Annotated in this window: 17 protein-coding genes; 14 read left to right on the plus strand and 3 right to left on the minus strand. The window is 76.8% G+C overall.

Annotation, left to right across the window (positions count from 1 at the left end; genetic code table 11):
* Positions 1 to 19: 19 nt before the first annotated feature.
* From glnA to ACI8AC_RS21240, 3 genes are all read left to right on the plus strand, one after another.
* Positions 20 to 1,360, plus strand: coding sequence for a type I glutamate--ammonia ligase (gene glnA, locus ACI8AC_RS21230; RefSeq protein WP_456899829.1), 1,341 nt, complete (start codon positions 20 to 22; stop codon positions 1,358 to 1,360).
* Between the two features lie 134 nt (positions 1,361 to 1,494).
* Positions 1,495 to 2,226, plus strand: coding sequence for a type 1 glutamine amidotransferase (locus ACI8AC_RS21235; RefSeq protein ID WP_456899830.1), 732 nt, complete (start codon positions 1,495 to 1,497; stop codon positions 2,224 to 2,226).
* A 3-nt stretch (positions 2,227 to 2,229) separates the two neighbouring features.
* Positions 2,230 to 5,334 (plus strand): bifunctional [glutamine synthetase] adenylyltransferase/[glutamine synthetase]-adenylyl-L-tyrosine phosphorylase, encoded by a 3,105-nt coding sequence (locus tag ACI8AC_RS21240; protein WP_456899831.1) that lies wholly within the window; start codon positions 2,230 to 2,232, stop codon positions 5,332 to 5,334.
* Here the strand turns inward: ACI8AC_RS21240 and ACI8AC_RS21245 are convergent.
* The gene (locus tag ACI8AC_RS21245; RefSeq protein WP_456899832.1) at positions 5,313 to 6,095 is read right to left on the minus strand and encodes a Crp/Fnr family transcriptional regulator; all 783 of its coding nucleotides are present in this window, start codon (positions 6,093 to 6,095) and stop codon (positions 5,313 to 5,315) included. The two genes, ACI8AC_RS21240 and ACI8AC_RS21245, sit on opposite strands and share 22 nt — an antisense overlap.
* 51 nt (positions 6,096 to 6,146) lie before the next feature.
* On the minus strand, positions 6,147 to 6,788 hold the full coding sequence (locus ACI8AC_RS21250) for a chemotaxis protein CheB (protein ID WP_456899833.1): 642 nt from the start codon (positions 6,786 to 6,788) through the stop codon (positions 6,147 to 6,149).
* A gap of 170 nt (positions 6,789 to 6,958) precedes the next feature.
* Between ACI8AC_RS21250 and ACI8AC_RS21255 the strand changes: the two genes are divergently transcribed.
* From ACI8AC_RS21255 to ACI8AC_RS21265, 3 genes are all read left to right on the plus strand, one after another.
* Positions 6,959 to 7,849, plus strand: coding sequence for an aquaporin (locus ACI8AC_RS21255; RefSeq protein WP_456899834.1), 891 nt, complete (start codon positions 6,959 to 6,961; stop codon positions 7,847 to 7,849).
* A gap of 42 nt (positions 7,850 to 7,891) precedes the next feature.
* Positions 7,892 to 8,212, plus strand: coding sequence for a CDGSH iron-sulfur domain-containing protein (locus tag ACI8AC_RS21260; protein WP_456899835.1), 321 nt, complete (start codon positions 7,892 to 7,894; stop codon positions 8,210 to 8,212).
* Positions 8,213 to 8,395: 183 nt separating this feature from the next.
* A complete protein-coding gene (locus tag ACI8AC_RS21265; protein ID WP_456899836.1) occupies positions 8,396 to 9,277 on the plus strand; it encodes a bile acid:sodium symporter family protein in 882 nt (293 codons plus the stop codon).
* Here ACI8AC_RS21265 and ACI8AC_RS21270 read toward each other — a convergent pair.
* On the minus strand, positions 9,187 to 10,299 hold the full coding sequence (locus ACI8AC_RS21270) for an iron-containing redox enzyme family protein (RefSeq protein ID WP_456899837.1): 1,113 nt from the start codon (positions 10,297 to 10,299) through the stop codon (positions 9,187 to 9,189). The genes ACI8AC_RS21265 and ACI8AC_RS21270 overlap by 91 nt on opposite strands.
* A 130-nt stretch (positions 10,300 to 10,429) precedes the next feature.
* On the opposite strand from ACI8AC_RS21270, the gene ACI8AC_RS21275 reads away from it, so the two are divergent.
* From ACI8AC_RS21275 to ACI8AC_RS21310, 8 genes are all read left to right on the plus strand, one after another.
* Entirely contained in the window at positions 10,430 to 11,038 is a 609-nt protein-coding gene (locus ACI8AC_RS21275) for a hypothetical protein (RefSeq protein ID WP_456899838.1), read from the plus strand.
* Between the two features lie 188 nt (positions 11,039 to 11,226).
* Positions 11,227 to 12,708 (plus strand): AMIN-like domain-containing (lipo)protein, encoded by a 1,482-nt coding sequence (locus ACI8AC_RS21280; protein ID WP_456899839.1) that lies wholly within the window; start codon positions 11,227 to 11,229, stop codon positions 12,706 to 12,708.
* A gap of 157 nt (positions 12,709 to 12,865) precedes the next feature.
* Positions 12,866 to 13,726: an FAD binding domain-containing protein gene (locus tag ACI8AC_RS21285; protein ID WP_456899840.1), complete on the plus strand. Its 861-nt coding sequence runs from the start codon at positions 12,866 to 12,868 to the stop codon at positions 13,724 to 13,726.
* Positions 13,726 to 14,211: a (2Fe-2S)-binding protein gene (locus tag ACI8AC_RS21290; protein ID WP_456899841.1), complete on the plus strand. Its 486-nt coding sequence runs from the start codon at positions 13,726 to 13,728 to the stop codon at positions 14,209 to 14,211. The genes ACI8AC_RS21285 and ACI8AC_RS21290 overlap by 1 nt, the downstream gene beginning before the upstream one ends.
* Positions 14,208 to 16,514, plus strand: coding sequence for a xanthine dehydrogenase subunit D (gene pucD / locus ACI8AC_RS21295; RefSeq protein WP_456899842.1), 2,307 nt, complete (start codon positions 14,208 to 14,210; stop codon positions 16,512 to 16,514). The genes ACI8AC_RS21290 and pucD overlap by 4 nt, the downstream gene beginning before the upstream one ends.
* A gap of 17 nt (positions 16,515 to 16,531) precedes the next feature.
* Positions 16,532 to 17,605 carry a s-methyl-5-thioribose-1-phosphate isomerase gene (locus ACI8AC_RS21300; RefSeq protein WP_456899843.1) on the plus strand — a complete coding sequence of 358 codons (1,074 nt, stop codon included), beginning with the start codon at positions 16,532 to 16,534 and terminating at the stop codon, positions 17,603 to 17,605.
* A gap of 10 nt (positions 17,606 to 17,615) precedes the next feature.
* A complete protein-coding gene (locus ACI8AC_RS21305; protein WP_456899844.1) occupies positions 17,616 to 18,251 on the plus strand; it encodes a class II aldolase/adducin family protein in 636 nt (211 codons plus the stop codon).
* Positions 18,252 to 18,625: 374 nt separating this feature from the next.
* Complete coding sequence (locus tag ACI8AC_RS21310; protein WP_456899845.1) at positions 18,626 to 19,762, plus strand: 5-methyltetrahydropteroyltriglutamate--homocysteine S-methyltransferase; 1,137 nt, start codon at positions 18,626 to 18,628, stop codon at positions 19,760 to 19,762.
* Positions 19,763 to 19,892: the final 130 nt, after the last annotated feature.

Below are 19,892 nucleotides of genomic sequence, written 5' to 3' on the forward strand. Positions count from 1 at the left end.
GACTCAGATCATGGCGAGCATGGACCGGCAGCAGGAGTTCGTCCTGCGCACCCTCGAGGAACGCGACATCCGCTTCGTGCGGCTGTGGTTCACCGACGTCTCCGGCTACCTCAAGGCGGTCGCGGTGGCGCCCGCGGAGATCGAGGCGGCCTTCGCCGAGGGCATCGGCTTCGACGGGTCGGCGATCGAGGGCTTCGCGCGGGTCTACGAGTCCGACATGCTCGCCAAGCCCGACCCCGGCACCTTCCAGGTGATGCCGGCGGCGAAGGGGCAGCCCAGCGACACCGCGCGGATGTTCTGCGACCTGACGCTGCCCGACGGGTCGCCGTCCTGGGCCGACCCGCGCCACGTGCTGCGCCGCGCGCTGTCGAAGGCCGCCGACATGGGCTTCACCTTCTACACCCACCCCGAGGTCGAGTTCTTCCTGCTCAAGGACCTCCCGACCGACGGCAGCCCGCCCGAGCCCGCCGACAACGGCGGCTACTTCGACCTCTCCACGCACAACGTGGCCCACGACTTCCGCCGGGAGGCGGTCTTCGCGCTCGAGGCCATGGGCATCTCGGTCGAGTTCAGCCACCACGAGGTGGCCCCCGGTCAGCAGGAGATCGACCTGCGCTACGCCGACGCCCTCTCCATGGCCGACAACATCATGACGCTGCGGCACGTCGTCCGGGAGGTCGCGCTCGGCCAGGACGTGTACGCCACGTTCATGCCCAAGCCCTTCACCGAGCTGGCCGGCTCGGCGATGCACACCCACCTGTCGCTGTTCGAGGGCGACCGCAACGCCTTCCACGACCCCGGCGACCCGATGCGGCTGTCCAGCACCGGCCGGCAGTTCATCGCCGGGCTGCTCCACCACGCGCGGGAGTACACCGCCGTCACCAACCAGACGGTGAACTCCTACCGGCGGCTCCTGGCCGGCACCGAGGCCCCGACCGCCGCCACCTGGGGCCGGGCCAACCGCTCGGCGCTCGTGCGGCTGCCGTCCTACAAGCCGAACAAGGGCCAGTCGGCGCGGGTGGAGGTCCGCTCCCCGGACTCCGCGTGCAACCCGTACCTGACCTTCGCCGTCCTGCTGGCCGCCGGGCTGCGCGGCATCGAGAAGGGCTACGACCTGCCCCCGGAGGCCGAGGACGACGTCTGGTCGCTCACCGACACCGAGCGGCGCGCGGCCGGCTACGAGGACCTGCCGGTCTCCCTCGGCGAGGCGCTGACCGCCATGCAGGGCAGCGAGCTGGTCGCCGAGACCCTCGGCGAGCACGTCTTCGAGTTCTTCCTGCGCAACAAGTGGGCCGAGTTCAACGCCTACCGGCAGAACGTGACCCCGTGGGAGCTCAAGCGCTACCTGCCGGGGCTCTGAGAGGACCCTCTGCCCCCCCCCGCGCCTGGCTCCGCTCGACGCGGGCCCCTGCAGGGGGCCGCTCCGGTCGGTCCTGCGGGGAGCCGCTGCCGGGGACGGCGGGCCGGCGGGCCGGCGGGAACTACGCTCGCCGTGTGGCCCGCCTGCTCGTCGTCGTCCCCAGCCCGACCGACCCGCCGGACCGCCTCGGCGAGTGGCTGCGCGCGGCCGGCCTGGAGCTCGACGTCCGCTCGGTCGGCGAGGGGGACGACCTGCCCGCCGACCTCACCGGCGCCGACGGGCTGGTGGTGCTCGGCGGGCCGCAGTCCTCGCTGGACGACGAGGCGACCAGCCCCGAGCTGACCGGCGTCCGGGCGCTGCTCGCGCAGGCGGTGGCCGGCGACGTGCCGACGCTGGCCGTGTGCCTGGGCGCCCAGCTGCTGGCCCAGGTCGCCGGTGGGCGCACCCGCGTGGGCACCGGGGGCCCCGAGGTCGGCGCCGCCCTGGTCGCCAAGCGGGACGCCGCCGAGCGCGACCCGCTGTTCGGCCCGCTGCCGATGACCCCGGACGTCGTCCAGTGGCACCACGACGAGGTCAGCGAGCTGCCGCCCGGGGCGCTGCTGCTCGCCGCGGGCCCGGTGTACCCGCACCAGGCCTTCCGCGTGGGGCAGCGGGTCTACGGGCTGCAGTTCCACGTCGAGCCGACGGCCGCGCGGGTCGCGCGGTGGGCGCACGGGGACCCCACAGGCGTGGCCGCCAGCCCGTTCGACGCCGACACGCATGCCGAGCGGGTGGCCGCCGTGGCCGACGACATGGCGGCGGTCTGGGCCCCGTTCGCCGGCCGCTTCGCCGACCTGGTGCGCGCCCGCGCCGGCGCCGTGGCCTGACCCGTGACCGCCAGCGACGCGCGGGAGATCCCCCGCCGGGCCGTCGTCCGGCTGGTCCGCTTCGGCTTCCTCGACGGCGAGCGGGCCGCCCGGCTGCTGTCGGAGCCGGAGCTGGGCCTGTGGGACCTGGAGCGGAACGAACCGGCCGACCCCGAGGCCGGGCCGGTCGTCTCCGCGCTGGCCCGCGCCGGCGACCCCGACCTGGCGGTGCTCTCCCTGCGCCGGCTGGTCGAGGCCCTCGACGCCGCCGACCCCGGCGGCGGGTCGGCGGCCACGCTGCTGGCCCGGCTGCGGGGCTCGGCGCTGCTGCGCGCCCGGCTGCTCGCCGTCCTCGGCGCGAGCTCCGGGCTGGCCGACCACCTCGCCGCGCACCCCGGCGACTGGACCGTCCTCGACGAGGACGGCCGCGGCCCCACCCGGCCGACCCCGCACGCCCTCGAGCGGGAGATGCTCGTCGCCGTCGGCGCCGACCCCGACGACCCGCCGTGGGGCGTCCGCCTGGGCCGGGCCGCCCCCGACGCCTCCCCGCAGCGGGTCGCCGCGCTGCGGCTGGCCTACCGCCGCGCGGTGCTCTCCCTCGCCGGCCGCGATCTCGGCGAGGGGCTCACCTCCGACGAGGTCGCCGCCGAGCTCGCCGACATCGCCGCCGCCGTGCTCACCGCCGCCCTGGCGGTCGCGGTCGCCGAGCAGCCGGCCGACGCCCCCGCCTGCCGCCTGGCCGTGATCGGGCTGGGCAAGTGCGGCGGCCGGGAGCTCAACTACGTCAGCGACGTCGACGTCGTCTTCGTCGCCGAGCCGGTCGAGGCGGGGGAGCCCGACGCGCCGGCCCTCGCCGTCGCCACGCGCGTGGCCGCCGCCCTCATGCGCATCTGCACGCAGGCCGCCTGGGAGGTCGACGCCGCGCTGCGCCCGGAGGGCAAGGCCGGCGCGCTCGTGCGCACCCTGGCCGGGCACGCCTCCTACTACCGGCAGTGGGCCAGCACCTGGGAGTTCCAGGCGCTGCTGAAGATGCGGCCGGTCGCCGGCGACCCCGACCTCGGCCGGGCCTACGTCGAGGAGCTCTTCCCGCTGGTCTGGCAGGCCGGGGAGCGCCCCGGCTTCGTCGCCGAGGTGCAGGCGATGCGCCGGCGGGTGCTGGAGAACATCCCGCCCGCCCAGGCCGAGCGCGAGCTCAAGCTCGGCCGCGGCGGACTGCGCGACGTGGAGTTCGCCGTCCAGCTGCTGCAGCTGGTGCACGGCCGGGTCGACGTGCGGCTGCGCGTCGGGGGCACGCTGCCGGCCCTGCACGCGCTGCGGGCCGGCGGTTACGTCGGCCGGGACGACGCCGACACGCTGATCGCCTCCTACCGGTTCCTGCGCACCGTCGAGCACCGGCTGCAGCTGCTCCGGCTGCGCCGCACCCACCTGCTGCCCACCGACGAGCAGCAGCTGCGCTGGCTGGCCCGGGCGCTGGGCTACAAGCCCGACCACCGGGGGGACGCCGTCGCCGTCCTCGACGCCGAGCTGGGCCTGCACACCCGGGAGGTGCGCCGGCTGCACGAGAAGCTCTTCTACCGGCCGCTGCTGTCGGCCGTCGCCAAGGTGCCGCCGGAGGCCGCCCACCTGGGGTCGAAGGCGGCCGGTGACTGGCTGCGCGCCCTCGGTTTCGCCGACCCCGACGGCGCGCTCCGGCACATGGGCGCGCTCACCGGCGGGGTCTCCCGCTCCGCGGCGATGCAGAAGTACCTGCTGCCGGTCGTGCTGCAGACCCTCGCCGACTGCAGCGACCCCGACGCCGGCCTGCTGGCCTACCGGCAGGTGAGCGAGGCGCTCGGCGGCAACCAGTGGTACCTGCGGCTGCTGCGCGACGAGGGGCACGTGGCCGAGCGGCTGGCGCAGCTGCTCGGCTCCAGCCAGTACGTCGCCTCGCTGCTCACCCGCACCCCGGAGGCGCTGCGCATCCTCGCCGACGACGACGAGCTGCGACCGCGGACCGCAGCCGCGCTGGCCGGGGCGTGGCGGCAGGCCGCCGGCCGCGCCGCCGACCCCACCGCCGGCGTCCGCGTGGTCCGCGGGCTGCGCCGCTCCGAGCTGCTGCGCATCGCCTGCGCGGACCTGCTCGGCCTGCTCGACGTCGTCGAGGTCGGGCGGGCCCTCACCGACGTCGCCGTCGCGACGCTGCAGGTCGGCGTGGACGTCGCCACCCGGGCGTGGGCGGCCGAGAGCGGTACGGCGCCCGACGAGGTGCCGATGGACCTCGCGGTCATCGGCATGGGCCGGCTCGGCGGCGCGGAGATGGGCTACGGGTCGGACGCCGACGTGCTGTTCGTGCACCGGCCCCGGGACGGTGCCGAGGAGGGGAGGGCGACCGCCGCGGCGAACGCGGTGGCGCACACCCTGCGCCGGCTGCTGGGCGAGCCCGCCCCCGACCCGGCGTTCGAGGTCGACGCCGACCTGCGCCCCGAGGGCCGGCAGGGGGCGCTGGTGCGCAGCCTGCCGGCCTACCGGGAGTACTACGAGCGCTGGGTGTCGGTGTGGGAGGTGCAGGCGCTGCTGCGGGCGGTGCCGGTGGCCGGGGACGAGCAGCTGGGGCGGGACTTCGTCGCCCTCGTCGACCCGATCCGCTACCCGGCCGAGGGCCTGACCGACGCGCAGGTGGCGGAGATCCGGCGGATCAAGGCACGGGTGGAGCGGGAGCGGCTGCCGCGCGGCGCCGACCCGGCGACGCACACCAAGCTCGGCCGCGGCGGCCTGGCCGACGTCGAGTGGACCGTCCAGCTGCTCCAGCTGCAGCACGCCGCGCGGGTGCCGTCCCTCCGCGTGCCCGCGACCGTCGCCGGTCTCGCGGCGCTGCGCGAGGCCGGCCTGCTCGACGGCGACGACGCCGACAGCCTGCGGACGGCGTGGGAGCTGGCCAGCCGGGCCCGCAACGCGGTCTTCCTGGTCCGCGGCCGGCCCAGCGACCAGCTGCCGCGGCCGGGCGTGGAGCTGGCCGGCGTCGCGCGGGCGAGCGGCGGTGGGCCCGACGTGGAGCCGGGCGAGTTCCTCGACGAGTACCGCCGCGCCACGCGGCACGCGCGCGGCGTCGTGGAACGGGTGTTCTACGGCTACGAGCCCCCCGGCGGCTGAGCACCTCCCGGCGGCCGGCCGGAGGCGTCCGGCGGGAGGGGCGCGAGGCCGAGCCGCTCGTGCTCCTGCCGCACGACGTCGTAGCAGTCGCAGGCCACCGCGTGCAGGGCCTGCGCGTCCACGATCGTCAGCCGCCCGCGGCTGTACCGGATGAGCCCCGCCTGCTGCAGGATCCCGGCGGTCAGCGAGATGGTGCCGCGGCGCACGCCGAGCATCTGGGCGAGGAACTCCTGGGTCAGGGGGAACTCGTCGGCGCCCACCCGGTCACGGCTCTGCAGCAGCCAGCGGGCGCACCGCTCCTCGGTGGTGTGCAGCCGGTTGCAGGCCACTCCCTGCGCCAGCTGCACCACGGTGGCCTGGGTGTAGCGGTGCAGCAGGTCGTGCAGGGCGCCGTCGCCGGTCAGGATCCTCGGGAGCTCCCGGGTGGGCAGGCGCATGGCAGTGCCCTCGATCTGGCAGTAGCAGTCGTGCGGGCTGGTCGCCGTCCCGAGGAAGACCGGCAGGCCGGAGACCCCCTCGTAGCCGATGGACGCGACCTCGACGGCCATCCCGCCCTCGACCGTGGCGACCAGGGACAGGACGCCGTCGACCGGGAAGTACATGGCGTCGATGCCCCCGTCGCGCCGGTAGACGTGGTCGCGCACCGCGAGGGTGACCGGCTGGATCACAGCGGCGACGCGGGCGTACTCGTCGGCGGGCAGGGCCCGCAGGATCAGGTTGCGCCGGGGCTCGGGACCGGTGGTCCGCTCGGGCTGCTGCATGCTCGTGACTCCGATGCGTCCGCGTCGGCCCTGGGCTCGGGGGTGGGTGCCTCAGGCCGGGACGGCGTGGCCCAACCGCGCCCACGGCGGCACGGGGACGGCCAGCAGTTCCGCCGCGCCCGGGGCCATGGTGTAGGCCACGAGCGCCGGCGCGATCAGCCGCAGGGGGAGGACGTGCTCCACGCAGCCCGTCGCCAGGGCGGCGCTGGGCATGCCCGGGGCCTCGGCGTCGGCCGGGTCCTGCACCAGGACCCGGCCACCCGCCCGCCGTACCGCCCGGACGCCGAGGGCACCGTCGGACAGCCGCCCGGTGAGGACGGTGGCCAGGACACGGGGGCCGAGGACGGCAGCGGCGGAGGCCATCAGGTGGTCGGCGGTCTCGATCGTCGGGCAGGGGCGCAGCTCCACGGAAGCACCCGGGCCGAACGCGGCGGTGCTGCCCGCCGGCAGCACGGTGACCCCGCCGGCGAGGGATCCCGTCGCGGCCCGGTGCACCGGGACAGCGGTGCCGGTGCCGAGGATGTCGGCCAGCCGGTCGGCGGGGCCGGCGGCTCGGTGCTGGACGACGACGACGGGCACGGGGAAGGAGGCGGGCAGCCCGCCGAGCACGGTGCGCAGCGCGCGCAGGCCCCCGGTCGACGCGGCGAGGACGACCGCGTCGAACGGCGGCCGGTACGCGGTCGTCGACGTCATCCCCGGCGAGGCTACGCCTGTGTCAGGTCCCTGACATTGGCTCGGTCCGCCGCCGCGCCGCAGGGGCTGGCGTGTCGCGGCCGGTTGCGTGCAACCTGTGTCCGACCCGCACCGGAGCTGCCGCTGCGGCGGCGCGGGGGACCGGCTGCGGTCGTCCGGGAGGAGGGGCCGTGTCGCCCACCTTCATCCGTTCCCTGGGCGCCGAGTTCCTCGGCACGGCCCTGCTGGTGGTCGTCGCGGTGGGCTCGGCCGTGGCCGGGATCGACCAGCTCGGGCCGACCGGCGTGGCCCTGGCCTTCGGCCTGGTGCTGCTGGCCCTCGCCTACGCGCTCGGCCCGGTGTCGGGCTGCCACATCAACCCCGCCGTCACCCTGGGCGTCCTGCTCTCGCGCGGCATGACGCTGCCCGAGGCCGTCGGCTACTGGGTCGCGCAGTTCGCCGGCGGCATCGCCGGGGCCGCGGTGCTGCAGCTGCTGACCAGCGACGTCGGGCAGCTGGTCGACCGGACCGGCGCGCTGGGCAGCAACGCGTACGGCACGACGATCAGCGCCACCGGCGCCTTCGTGCTCGAGACCCTGCTCACCTTCGCGTTCGTCCTGGTGGTCCTCCTGGTGACCGGGCGGGCCGCGGCGCCGGGCTTCGCCGGCCTGGCCATCGGCCTGTCCCTCGCCGCCGTCCACCTGGTGGGGATCCCGCTCACCGGCACCTCGGTCAACCCGGCCCGCTCCCTGGGTCCGGCGGTGTTCGCCGGCGGCGAGTCGCTGGAGCAGGTCTGGTTGTTCCTGGTGGCGCCGCTGGTCGGGGCCCTGCTCGCCGCCCTCGTGGCGCCGCTGCTCACCGCCCCGGCGGAGCGGCCGGTGGAGGGGCTGCCCGCCGACCGGACCGGCGCCGAGCTGCCGCCGGAGACCGCGCCGCCGGGGACCGCGCCGTCGGGCACCGCGTCGTCGGGCACCGCGCCGTCGGGGACCCTGCCGCCGCAGACCGCGCCGCCGGCACCCCGCGCGGGGAGCGGGCGCCCGGTCTCCGGCGAGCCGGGGGGCGGTGCGGCCCGGGGCGGCTGACCCGCGCGTGTGCGGCGGGTCCGGGCCGGGCAGGGGAGGGGCGTGAGCGCGCTGCCCCTCCCGCCCGAGCCCGACGACCCGGTCCGCCCCGGGGACCCCCCGGCCCCGCCGGCGGGGCACGCGACCATCACGCCCTACCGGGACGGCCCGCTGCTGGTGCGCGGGGACTTCCGGCTGGTCGACCAGGACGGCACCGAGATCGACCCCGGCCGGGAGACCGTCGCGCTGTGCCGGTGCGGCAGGTCGGGCATCAAGCCCTTCTGCGACGGCACCCACAAGCGGGCGGGGTTCCGCGCGCCCAGCGCCCCCGCCCGCCCGCGGCCGGCCGCGCGGATCCGCCGCGAGGACGGCGACCGGGCCTGACCGCGCCGCACCGTCGGCCGGCCGGAGCCCGCCGTCCGGACGTCGGGGGAGGCTCTGCGGCACCGGGACGCCGTCCACCACCGGCCGGCCCGTCGCCTCGCCGGGGGACACGCTGCCGCCCCGGGCCCTCCGTACCCGAGGATGCCCGTCGACGGCGCATCGGGCGCCGGGACGGAGGTGTCCATGGGATCGGCACTCACCGACGTCGCCCTTCCGGCGGCGCTCGCCCTCGTCATGCTCGGCCTGGGCCTGTCGCTCACCGTCGGCGACTTCGTCCGCGTCGGCCGCCACCCCCGCGCGGTGACCATCGCCCTGGTGCTGCAGCTGGTCCTGCTCCCGGCCGTCTGCTTCGGCCTCGTGCTCGCCTTCGGCCTGCCGCCGCTGCTCGCCGTCGGGATGATGCTCCTCGCCGCGAGCCCGGGCGGCACGACGGCCAACCTCTTCAGCCACCTGTTCCGGGGCGACGTGGCGCTCAACATCACGCTCACCGCGGTGAACTCGCTGATCGCGGTGGTCACCCTGCCGGTCGTCACGAACCTGGCGATCGCGTGGTTCGACCCGCCCGGCGCCGGCAGCCTCGGCCTGCAGTTCGGCAAGACCGCCCAGGTGTTCGCGGTCGTGCTCGTCCCGGTGGCCGTCGGCATGCTCGTCCGCGCCCGCGCGACCGGGTTCGCCGACCGGATGGACAAGCCGGTCCGCATCGGTTCGGCGGCCGTGCTCGCGCTGGTGATCGTCGGGACCATCGTGGCGGAGCGGGAGAACGTGGGGGAGTACATGGCCGACGTGGGCCTGCCCGCGCTGCTGTTCTGCCTGGTCAGCCTGACCGCCGGGTTCCTCGTCCCCCGGGCGTTCGGCGTGGTTCGCAGGCAGGCGGTCGCCAGCGCCTTCGAGATCGGCGTGCACAACGGCACGCTGGCCATCGCGGTGGCGATCAGCGTGCTGGGCAGCGTGCAGCTCGCCGTGCCCGCGGCGGTCTACAGCGTGATCATGTTCCCGGCGGCCGCCGTCTTCGGCTGGGCGATCACCCGGGCGGGGCACGAGCGGGAGGCAGCGGTGTCCGGCTGACCCGGACGGCGCAGGGCGGAGCCCCCCGCCTCCCACCGGGCGAGCAGGTACCGGGCGGTCAGCCCGTCGACGGCCAGCGCGCAGGCGGCGCCGAAGAGGACGTCGTCGGCCAGCGCGGGGTCCCCGGCGACCAGCGACCCGCACATGTCCACCGCGGCGATCTGCTCGTGCACCGCGTCGGCCTCGACGTGCTCGTCGTAGAACACCCGGGTGCCCTCGCCGAAGCCGAGCCGGCGCAGCCCGGCCGAGTAGCGGCGGCTGGGCTCCGACGAGGTCATCTCGACCGCGGTCAGGTGCCCGACGGCGGCCCCGCGCCAGCGGCGGTGCAGGCCGAACAGCGACATGGTGTTCACCGACGCGAAGGCCGGTGCCGGCGCGGCGTCCCAGAGCGCACCGTAGGTGTCGGGCAGGCCGAGGTCGCGGAGCATGCCGGCGAACAGGGTGCTGTGCATCCGCGCCGCCGACCCGCCGCCGTACTCGTCGGCCTGGATTTCGACCATCGCCGACTTCGCCCGGCCCTCGAGCCTCGGGATGGCGAAGCTGTGCGGGTCGCCCTCCTTGAGGTGGTACACCGACCGCAGGGTCAGGTACTCCCGCCACTGCTCGGGGCCGCCGTCCCGGGCCAGGTAGCGCGACAGCGACGGGCCGTCGTCGGCGGCGACCAGGTCGGCCAGCCGGCGGTCGACCGGCCCGTCGCCGGCGGGGAGCTCGCCCACCAGTGCGCGCAGCCCGGCCAGGTGCGCGGCCTCCAGGCGGGCCCGCAGGGCGAGCAGCGACGGCTCCCACTCCCAGGCCGGGTCGACGTCGCCGAACCCGCGGTAGTGCAGCTCGTAGCAGACCGCCAGCGACAGCTGCAGGTCCTCGTCGAGCAGCGGGTCGGCCCCCGCCGCGGCGATCCCGTCGGTGGCGCGGGCGGCGAGGTCGGCGGTCGCGGGGTCGACGGCGGACCGCTCGCGCAGGTCGGCGAGGAGGGCGCTCGAGAGGGGACCCCGGGGCTCGGGCAGCTGCATGACGGACGCCATGCCCAGGTCGACGCGGTCCGATGCGTGCCCCCGGGTGGCGCGTCACACACCCGGGTGCTGCGTGGTTCGGCCCCAGCCCGGCTGGGCAGGGAGGGGGGACACCGACCCCGACCCGGAAGGCGGCCACCTCGTGCGGCAGCTCCTCCCCGGTGCCGGCCTCGCCGTGCTGGCACTGACCGCGTGCACACCCTCGTCGAGCGGTGGCGCGCCCCTGCCCGCGGCCACCCCGGCCGGGGTGGGTGCCGCCGCGGCCGCCCCGGTCGTCGCGTCGGCGGCCGCGGACGACGCCACCCCGTCGGTGGCCTGCAGCAGCCCCGAGGGCTTCACCGTCGCGCACCCGGCGGACTGGTCGGCGAACGAGGCCGGCGTGCTGCCCGCCTGCAGCTGGTTCGGCCCGGGCGCGTTCGAGGTCCCCGAGGCCTCCGACGTGCGCACCGCCCCGATCTCCCTCGAGGTGCTGCCCGTGCCGCCGGCGGAGGCCGGTGACCCCGGCGCCGCGGTGGTGGACTCGGCCCAGGGGACCGTGGACGGCCGGGCGGCCGTGCGCGAGGAGCTGCGGACCGGTCCCGGGCTGTGGCCGACGGGCACCCCGGTCACCCAGCACCGCGTCGACCTCGGCGGCGGCCGCACCCTCGTCGCGACGGCCGTGGGCCTGCCCGGCACCGACCACCCGCGCGACGTCGCCGTCCTCGACGAGATGGTCGCCTCCCTGGACCTCGACGGCGCCGGCCTCGCCTGACCGCGGGCCCCCGGTCGCGGCCGCCAGGTCCTGACCGCCGCGTCCCGACCACCGCCGCGTCCCGGCAGCGCCGCCGCGACCAGCACGTTGCGATCCCTTTGCGAAGCGGGGGCCGACGTTCGGGCCGCGGCGTCCCGGGCAGGGCTGTCGGGGACGACGTCCCCGAGACCCGGAGGTGCGGGATCGCGATGCTGCGGACCCTCCTCGCCGGGCTGGGAGCCGGAGCGCTGCTGGTCGCTCCGGTCCCGGCCGCGGCGCACACCCAGCCCAGCACGGCGCCGCAACCGGTCGGCGAGGCCGGCACCGCCCCGGTCGCCACCGAGGAGTTCCCCCGCTCCGGCCCGACCGCGCACCTGGTCGACGCGCGGGCCGCGGGGCACGAGGGCTTCGACCGGTTCGTCCTCGAGTTCGAGGGCGACGCGCTCCCCGGCCACCGGGTCGAGTACGTCGAGCCGCCGGTCACCGAGGACCCCTCCGGCCGGGAGGTGGCGCTGGCCGGCGACGCGGTGCTGCGCGTGCAGGCCGCCCCGGCCAGCGGGGTCGACCTCTCCGGCGACGAGCCGCGCACCACCTACCCCGACCGCGGGGTGGTCAACGTGCCCGGGGGCGAGGTGCTCCTCGAGGCGGTGCAGACCGGGGACTTCGAGGACGTGCTCACCTGGCACCTCGGGCTGGCGGAGCGGGTGCCGTTCGGCGTGACCACCCTGCAGGACCCGGCGCGGCTGGTCGTCGACGTCCGGCACCCCGGGGGCGGGGGCGACGGCCTCGATCCCGTCGGGCCCGGTGGCACCGAGGACGTCGAGGCGCCGGCCGGGGCGGGGCCGGTCGTGGTCACCGACGTCCGGCTCGGCGCCCACGACGGCTTCGACCGCATCGTGGTCGAGACCGCCGGCGGCGGCACGGCCGGGTACGAGGTCGGCTGGACCGACGACCCGCGCGCCCAGGGCTCCGGCGCGCCGGTCGACGTCCCGGGCGACGCGGCGCTCGGCATCACGCTGACCGGCGTCACGCTGCCCCGTGACGCCCCGGAGGGGATCGAGCCCTGGGACGGCCCGGAGCGGCTGGAGATCGCCGGCACCGAGGCGCTGCAGGCCCTGGTCACCGACACCCTGTACGAGGGCCGGTACACGCTCTTCGCCGGGCTGGACGAGCGCCGGCCGTTCGCCGTCGCCCGGCTCGAGGACCCCTCGCGCCTCGTCGTCGACGTGCTGACCGGCGACCCGGTCGAGCTCGGCGGGACCTGCACCAGCCCGGCCGGTTTCGCCGTCGACCACCCGGCGGCGTGGACGGTCAACGCCGGCGAGGTGGTGCCCGCGTGCAGCCGCTTCTCGCCGGGCGACCTGGACCTCGAACCGGGCACCGACGTCCGGCAGGCCGCGGTCGCGATCTCGGTCCAGCAGGTGCCCTTCGCCCGCGCCACCGAGGAGCGTCCCGGTGAGCAGGCCCGCCGCACGCTGACCGTGGACGGCCGCGACGCGGTGCGCATCGAGCGGGAGGTGCAGGAGGGGCTGTACCCGGTCGGCACCCCGATGACCAGCTACCTGGTCGACCTCGGCGCGGGGCGGACCCTGGTCGCCGACACGGTCGGGCTGCCCGGCGCCGAGTACGAGCGCAACGTGGGGGTGCTCGACGCCATGGTCGGCACCCTCGACCTCGACGCGGGCGGCTGACGGGCGAACCGTCCCGTCACCCCGCCGGTCCCGGGAGCTCCCCCGGGGGGACACCGGCTCGCGGCGTCGGCACCATCTCGGTGTTCCAGCGGACCCGCTGACACCCGTCCGGGCGCGGTCCCTGGCCCGCGGGCCCGCGGGCTGGGATCGTGCGCGGGTGGACTTCCTCCAGCCGGCGACCTGGGCGGAGGCGCTCGCGCTGCGGACCGAGCGCCCCGACGCCCTGCCGCTGGCCGGCGGCACCGACGTCATGGTCGACCTGACCTTCGACCGCCGGCGCCCGGCCGCCCTGCTCGACCTCACCCGCGTCCCCGACCTCCGCGAGTGGGCGCTCGAGGGCGACCGGGTGCGGCTGGGCGCCGGCGTCCCCTACGCCCGCGTGCTCGGCGAGCTGGCCGGCCGGCTGCCCGGGCTGGCGATGGCCGCCCGCACCGTCGGGTCGCCGCAGATCCGCACCCGGGGGACCGTCGGCGGCAACCTGGGCTCGGCGTCACCGGCCGGCGACGCGCACCCGCCGCTGCTGGCCGCCGGCGCCGAGGTCGAGCTGGCCTCCGCCGCCCGGGGCACCCGCCGCCTGCCGGTCGCCGACTTCTTCACCGGGCCCAAGCGCAGCGCCCTGGCCGCCGACGAGCTGATCGCCGCGGTGCTCGTCCCGGTGGCCGCCGGGCCGCAGCAGTTCTGCAAGGTCGGCACCCGGAACGCGATGGTGATCGCCGTGACGTCGCTCGCCGTCGCCCTGCACCCCGACCGCCGCGCCGTGGGCACCGGCATCGGCTCGGCCGCCCCCACCCCCCGCCGGGCACCGGAGGCCGAGCAGCTGCTGGCCGCGGAGCTGGACTGGGCCGGCCGCGCGCCGCTCGACGCCGACCTGGCCGCGGAGTTCGGCCGGCGGGTCGCGGCGGCCGCCGCGCCCATCGACGACGTCCGGGGCAGCGCCGCCTACCGCCGCCACGCGCTGGCGGTCATGGCCCGGCGCGCGCTCGCCTGGGCCTGGGACGACCTGAGGAGGGCCGCCTGATGCGGGTCACCGTGACCGTCAACGGCACCGAACGGACCGCCGACGACGTCTGGCCGGGGGAGAGCCTGCTGTTCCTGCTCCGCGAGCGGCTCGGACTGCCCGGCGCCAAGAACGCCTGCGAGCAGGGCGAGTGCGGCTCCTGCACGGTCTACCTCGACGGCGAGGTCGTGTGCTCCTGCCTGGTCGCGGCCGGGCAGGCCGCCGGCCGCGAGGTCACCACCATCGAGGGCCTGGCCGGTGCCGGCGCCGCTGGCGAGGCCGGGCTGCACCCGGTGCAGCAGGCCTTCGTCGACGCCGGCGCGGTGCAGTGCGGCTTCTGCACCCCGGGCCTGGTCGTGGCGGCGCACGACCTGCTCGCCCGGGTCCCCGAACCCGCCGACCCCGAGATCCGCGAGGCGCTGGCCGGCAACCTGTGCCGCTGCACCGGCTACGAGAAGATCCTCGACGCGGTCCGGCTGGCCGCCCGGCGGCAGGCGGGGCGATGACGACCACCGCACCGACGGGCACCGCACCTCCCGCCTCCTCGGCCACGGGCACCGGCCGGATCGGCGAGAACGCCGTCCGGCCGGACGGCACGCTCAAGGTCACCGGCGAGTTCGCCTACGCCAGCGACCTCTGGCACGACGACATGGTCTGGGGCGTCACGCTGCGCAGCCCCCACCCGCACGCCCGCATCCGGGGCGTCGACGTCGCGGAGGCGCTCGCGGTGCCGGGGGTGACCGCGGTCCTCACCGCCGACGACGTCCCCGGCGAGAACGCCTTCGGCCTCGAGCACGCCGACCAGCCGGTGCTGGCCGCGGACGTGGTCCGCTACGAGGGCGAGCCGGTGGCGCTGGTCGCCGCCGACCACCCCGAGACCGCCCGCCGCGCGGCCCGGCGGATCCGCGTCGACTACGAGGTCCTCCCCGCGCTCACCGACCCGCTGCGGGCCCTGGACGGCGACGCCCCGCAGGTGCACCCCGGCGGCAACCTGGTCCGCCACCTGCGGCTGCGGCGCGGCGAGCCCCGCCCGTCCGCCCCGGTCGTCGTCTCGCTCGACGTCGAGGTCGGCATGCAGGACCAGGCCTTCCTCGGCCCCGAGTCCGGCCTGGCCGTGCCCGACGGCGAGGGCGGGGTCGACCTCTACGTGGCCACCCAGTGGCTGCACGTCGACCAGCGCCAGGTGTGCCTGGCCCTCGGCCTGCCGCCGGAGCGGGTGCGGCTCACCCTCGCCGGGGTGGGCGGGGCCTTCGGCGGCCGCGAGGACCTCTCGGTGCACGTGCACGCCTGCCTGCTGGCGCTGCGCACCGGCCGGCCGGTGAAGATGAGCTACGGCCGCGAGGAGTCCTTCTACGGCCACGTGCACCGGCACCCGGCGTGGATGAGCTACGAGTTCGGCGCCGAGCGCGACGGCACGCTGGTCTACGGCCGGGCCCGGACGGTGCTCGACGGCGGCGCCTACGCCTCCTCCACCGCGGCCGTCGTCGGCAACGCCGGCACCCTCGGGCTCGGGCCCTACCGGTTCGGCTCGGTCGAGGTCGACGCGTACGGGGTGTTCACCCACAACCCGCCCTGCGGGGCGATGCGCGGGTTCGGCTGCGTGCAGACCGCCTTCGCCGTCGAGGCGCTGATGGACCGGCTGGCCGAGGCCGTCGGCCTCGACCCGGTCGAGATCCGGCGCCGCAACGGCCTGCGCGAGGGCGACCGGAACATCACCGGCCAGGTGGTCGACTCCGCCGCGCCGGTCGCCGAGCTGGTCGAGCGGGTGGCCGCCCTGCCGCTGCCCCCGCCCGCCGACGCCGGCGACCTGCGCGCGCTGCCCGGGGCGGTCGGCAACACCACCCACGGGGAGGGGGTGCGGCGCGGCGTCGGGTACGCGGTCACCTACAAGAACGTCGGTTTCTCCGAGGGCTTCGACGACTACTCCACCGCACGGGTGCGGCTGCAGGTCAGCGGCGGGGAGCCGGTGGTCTCGGTGCACACCGCGGCCGCCGAGGTCGGCCAGGGCCTGGTCACGCTGCAGCAGCAGATCGCCCGCACCGAGCTCGGCGTGGACCGGGTGGTCGTCGTCCCCGCCGACACGACGGTCGGCTCCGCCGGGTCGACGTCGGCGTCCCGGCAGACCTACGTCACCGGCGGCGCGGTCAAGGCCGCGTGCGAGGCGGTGCGCGCCGCCGTGCTGCGCCGGGCCGCGGTCACCCTGGAGGTGGCCGTCGACGGGCTGCGGCTGGACGGCGGCAAGGTGCTGGGGGCCGACGGCGCGGTGCTGGCCGCCCTGGCCGACGTGCTGGGGGACGACGCGGTCGAGGAGACCGTGGAGTGGCGGCACCGGCCCACCCACGCGATCGACCCGGAGACCGGCCAGGGCGACGCGCACGTGCAGTTCGCCTTCTCCGCGCACCGGGCGGTGGTCGACGTCGACGTCGAGCTGGGCCTGGTCAAGGTGGTCGCGCTCGACACCGCCCAGGACGTCGGGCGGGCGCTGAACCCGGACGCCGTCGTCGGCCAGATCCACGGCGGCAGCGCCCAGGGGCTCGGGCTGGCGCTCATGGAGGAGGTCGTGGTGACCGACGGCCACGTGCGCAACCCCTCGTTCACCGACTACCTGCTGCCCACCGTGCTGGACATGCCCCCGATGCGGGTGGAGGTGCTCGAGTACGCCGACCCGCACGCGCCGTACGGGGTGCGCGGGGTGGGGGAGCCGCCGGCGATCTCCTCGGGCCCGGCGGTGGCCGCGGCCGTCCGGGCCGCCTGCGGGAAGCCGCTGACCCGGGTGCCGATCCGCCCCGAGCACATCACGGGCCTCTGAGGCACAGGAAGCTGGTCATGCGTCCTGGGTCCGAGACCGCGGGGAAGGCCTCCAACACCTCCGGCTGCCCGGAGGTCCCCGTGCCGACCCTGGTCGCGCAGAGCGTGCTGGTCGAGGACGACGCGGTCCGCATCCTCGACCGCCGGGTCTTCCCGTTCGAGCGCACCTGGGTGACCTGCCGGGACGTCGAGGACGTCGCCCGCGCGATCGAGGACATGGTCACCCAGAGCCTCGGCCCCTGGTTCGCCGCCGCCGGGGGCATGGTGCTCGCCGCCCGGGCGGCCGACCGGCTGCCGACCGCGCCGGCCCGGCGCGACCACCTGGCCGGGGCCGCCCGCCGGCTCGTGGCCACCCGGCCGACCAACAACGGCATCCGGGACGTCGTCGCCGGTCTGCAGGCGGCCGCGGGGACGGCGCTGGCGGACGGCGCACCGGTGGGGCCCGCGGTCGAGCGGGCCGCGCGGGAGGCGGGCGAGCGGGTCCGCGCCGCCCACCGCCGGCTCGGCGAGCACGCCGCCGCGCTGGTGCCCGACGGCGCCACGCTGCTCACCCACTGCTGGGCCGAGACCTACCTGACCGAGACGGTGGCCGCGGCGCTGCGGGCCGGCAAGCGCCTCGACGCGGTCTGCACCGAGACGCGGCCCTACCTGCAGGGCGCCCGGCTCACCGCGGAGTCGCTGGCCGAGATGGGCGTTCCCACCCGGCTCATCACCGACGGGATGGCCGCGCACCTCATGAGCCGCGGGGACGTCGGCGTCTTCGTCACCGGCGCCGACCGCGTGACGATGGACGGCGCGGTGGTCAACAAGGTCGGCACCCTGCAGATCGCGGTGGCGGCGCACGCGTTCGGCGTCCCGTACCTGGCGCTGGTGCAGGCGCCCGACCGGCAGGCGGCGACCGCCGCCGACGTCGAGCTCGAGGACCGGGACGGCGCCGAGGTCCTGCACTGCCTGGGCCGGCGCACCGGGTCCGCGCGGGCCACCGGCGTCTACCCGGCCTTCGACGTCACCCCGCCGCGGTTCGTCAGCGCCGTGGTCACCGACCGCGGCCGGTTCGCCGCCGCCGACGTCGCGTCGTACTGGTCGGCCTGAGGACGGCGGGGTGAGGCCGGCGCGGACCCGGGAGGAGCTGGTCGACCGGCTCGTCGAGGTGGGGGCCTCGGCGGTGACCCGCGGGCTGGTGCTGGCCAGCGGCGGCAACCTCTCGGCGCGGCTGCCCGGCGCTGCGGAGTTCGTGGTCACCGCGGCCGGCACGTGGCTGGACCGGCTGACGCCGGCGGACTTCAGCGTGGTGCCCCTGGACGGCGGGGTCGTCGGCGGGGCCGCACGGCCGTCGAGCGAGTGGAAGCTGCACCAGCGCACCTACCGGGCCCGCCCCGACGTCGGCGCGGTCGTGCACCTGCACCCGCAGCACGCCGTCCTGGTCGACGCGCTCGGTCACCGGATCCGGCTGATCACCCTGGACCACGCCGTCTACGTCCGCTCGGTGGGCGTCGTGCCCTACCTGCCGACCGGCTCCGACGAGCTCGCCGAGGCCGCGGCCGGGGCCGCCCGGGAGCACGACTGCATCGTGCTCGCCCACCACGGCTGCTCGGCCCTCGGGCCGGACGTGGGCACGGCCTACCGGCGGGCGCTGAACCTGGAGGAGGCCGCCGTCGCCACGTACCGCGCCCTGCTGCTCGGGGACACCACGACCACGTTCCCGGCCGGGCACGGGCCGGGGGCGCACGGCGGCTGAGCCCCGCGGGCCCCCGACGACCCGGGTGGTCCCGGTGACCCCGCGGACACGGCGCGGCCCCGGCCTCCCCGCGGGAGACCGGGGCCGCGCCGTGCGTGCGGGCTCACCCGCACCGGCGGACCTCAGTAGCGGCGGCGGCCACCGAAGAACCGGTTCAGCAGCTTGCTGAGGATGGCGCCCTTGAACAGACCCGACACGAGTCCCATGATCCCTCCCTCCACCGTGCTGCCTGACCTCCCGGCAGTACCCCGGGAAGGCGCAGGTCACACCCGGGGTCGCGGGCGGGGCCGCATCGGTGGCCACCACCGGGCCGGGTGGGCGCCCGACCGCACGTGGGGCTGCGCCGGAGCGGGTGCTGCACCAAGCTGCTGGTCATGAGTGACGTCTCCGGCCCGCCGTTCCGCGCCGACCACGTCGGCAGCCTCCTGCGACCCGCCGAGCTGCTCGACGCCCGTGCCCGTGCCGCCGCCGGCGAGATCGGCGCCGAGGAGCTGCGCGCGGTGGAGGACGCGGCCATCGCCGACGCCGTCCGCCTGCAGCGCGACGTCGGCCTGCACACCGCCACGGACGGCGAGTTCCGCCGCGCCACCTGGCACATGGACTTCATCTACGCGATCGACGGCATCACCAAGGTCGAGGGGGAGGGTCGGCCGGTCCACTTCCACAACGCCAACGGGGACATCGACTGGGTGCCCGCCGGGCTGCACGTCGACGGGCCGCTGTCGATCGACGAGGGGAACCCGATCTTCGGGGACCACTTCCGGTACCTGCAGTCGCAGGTCGGCGAGGGGCAGACGGCGAAGCTGACCATCCCCTCGCCGTCGATGGTCCACTACCGCGGGGGCGCCGCCGCGATCGACCCGGCCGTCTACCCCGACGAGGACGCCTTCTGGGACGCCCTGTCGGCCGCCTACCGGCAGGAGGTGCGCGGCCTGGCCGCCCTGGGCTGCACCTACCTGCAGCTGGACGACACCAGCCTGGCCTACCTCAACGACCCCGCCCAGCGGGCCGAGCTGGCCCAGCAGGGCCGCGACGCCGAGCACCAGCACGAGCGCTACATCCGGCAGATCAACGCCGCGCTGGCCGACCGGCCCGAGGGGCTGACCGTCACCACCCACATGTGCCGCGGCAACTTCCGCTCCTCCTGGGCCGCCGAGGGCGGCTACGACTTCGTCGCCGAGGCGCTCTTCGGCGGCCTGCAGGTCGACGGCTTCTTCCTCGAGTACGACGACGCCCGCTCGGGGGGCTTCGAGCCGCTGCGGTTCGTCCCGCCGGGCAAGCGGGTGGTCCTCGGACTGGTGACCAGCAAGCGGCCCGAGCTCGAGGACAAGGACGTCCTCAAGCGGCGGATCGACGAGGCCGCGCGGTACGTGCCGCTGGAGCAGCTCTGCCTGTCGCCCCAGTGCGGGTTCTCCTCCACGGTGGAGGGCAACGCGCTGACCCGCGAGGACCAGATCGCCAAGCTCGCGCTCGTCGTCGAGGTCGCCCGGGAGGTGTGGGGCTACGCCTGACCGGGGGTGTGCCTGACGATCAGGTCACCTGGTCGTCGCCCGGGGGGGGGGGGCCCCCCCGGGGGGGGCGGGGGCGCGCCCCGGGGGGCGCCGGTGGGGGGGGGCGGGCCGGCGGCGCGCCGCCGCGGCG

This window comes from Geodermatophilus sp. SYSU D00758 (genome assembly GCF_054049955.1).

Excerpts from the sequence above, each read along its gene's own strand:
- glnA (WP_456899829.1), top strand. The coding sequence starts at position 20 with ATGGACCGGCAGCAGGAGTTCGTCCTGCGCACCCTCGAGGAACGCGAC.
- ACI8AC_RS21245 (WP_456899832.1), bottom strand. The coding sequence starts at position 6,095 with ATGCAGCAGCCCGAGCGGACCACCGGTCCCGAGCCCCGGCGCAACCTG.
- ACI8AC_RS21250 (WP_456899833.1), bottom strand. The coding sequence starts at position 6,788 with ATGACGTCGACGACCGCGTACCGGCCGCCGTTCGACGCGGTCGTCCTC.
- ACI8AC_RS21265 (WP_456899836.1), top strand. The coding sequence starts at position 8,396 with ATGGGATCGGCACTCACCGACGTCGCCCTTCCGGCGGCGCTCGCCCTC.
- ACI8AC_RS21270 (WP_456899837.1), bottom strand. The coding sequence starts at position 10,299 with ATGGCGTCCGTCATGCAGCTGCCCGAGCCCCGGGGTCCCCTCTCGAGC.
- ACI8AC_RS21280 (WP_456899839.1), top strand. The coding sequence starts at position 11,227 with ATGCTGCGGACCCTCCTCGCCGGGCTGGGAGCCGGAGCGCTGCTGGTC.
- ACI8AC_RS21290 (WP_456899841.1), top strand. The coding sequence starts at position 13,726 with ATGCGGGTCACCGTGACCGTCAACGGCACCGAACGGACCGCCGACGAC.
- pucD (WP_456899842.1), top strand. The coding sequence starts at position 14,208 with ATGACGACCACCGCACCGACGGGCACCGCACCTCCCGCCTCCTCGGCC.
- ACI8AC_RS21300 (WP_456899843.1), top strand. The coding sequence starts at position 16,532 with ATGCGTCCTGGGTCCGAGACCGCGGGGAAGGCCTCCAACACCTCCGGC.
- ACI8AC_RS21310 (WP_456899845.1), top strand. The coding sequence starts at position 18,626 with ATGAGTGACGTCTCCGGCCCGCCGTTCCGCGCCGACCACGTCGGCAGC.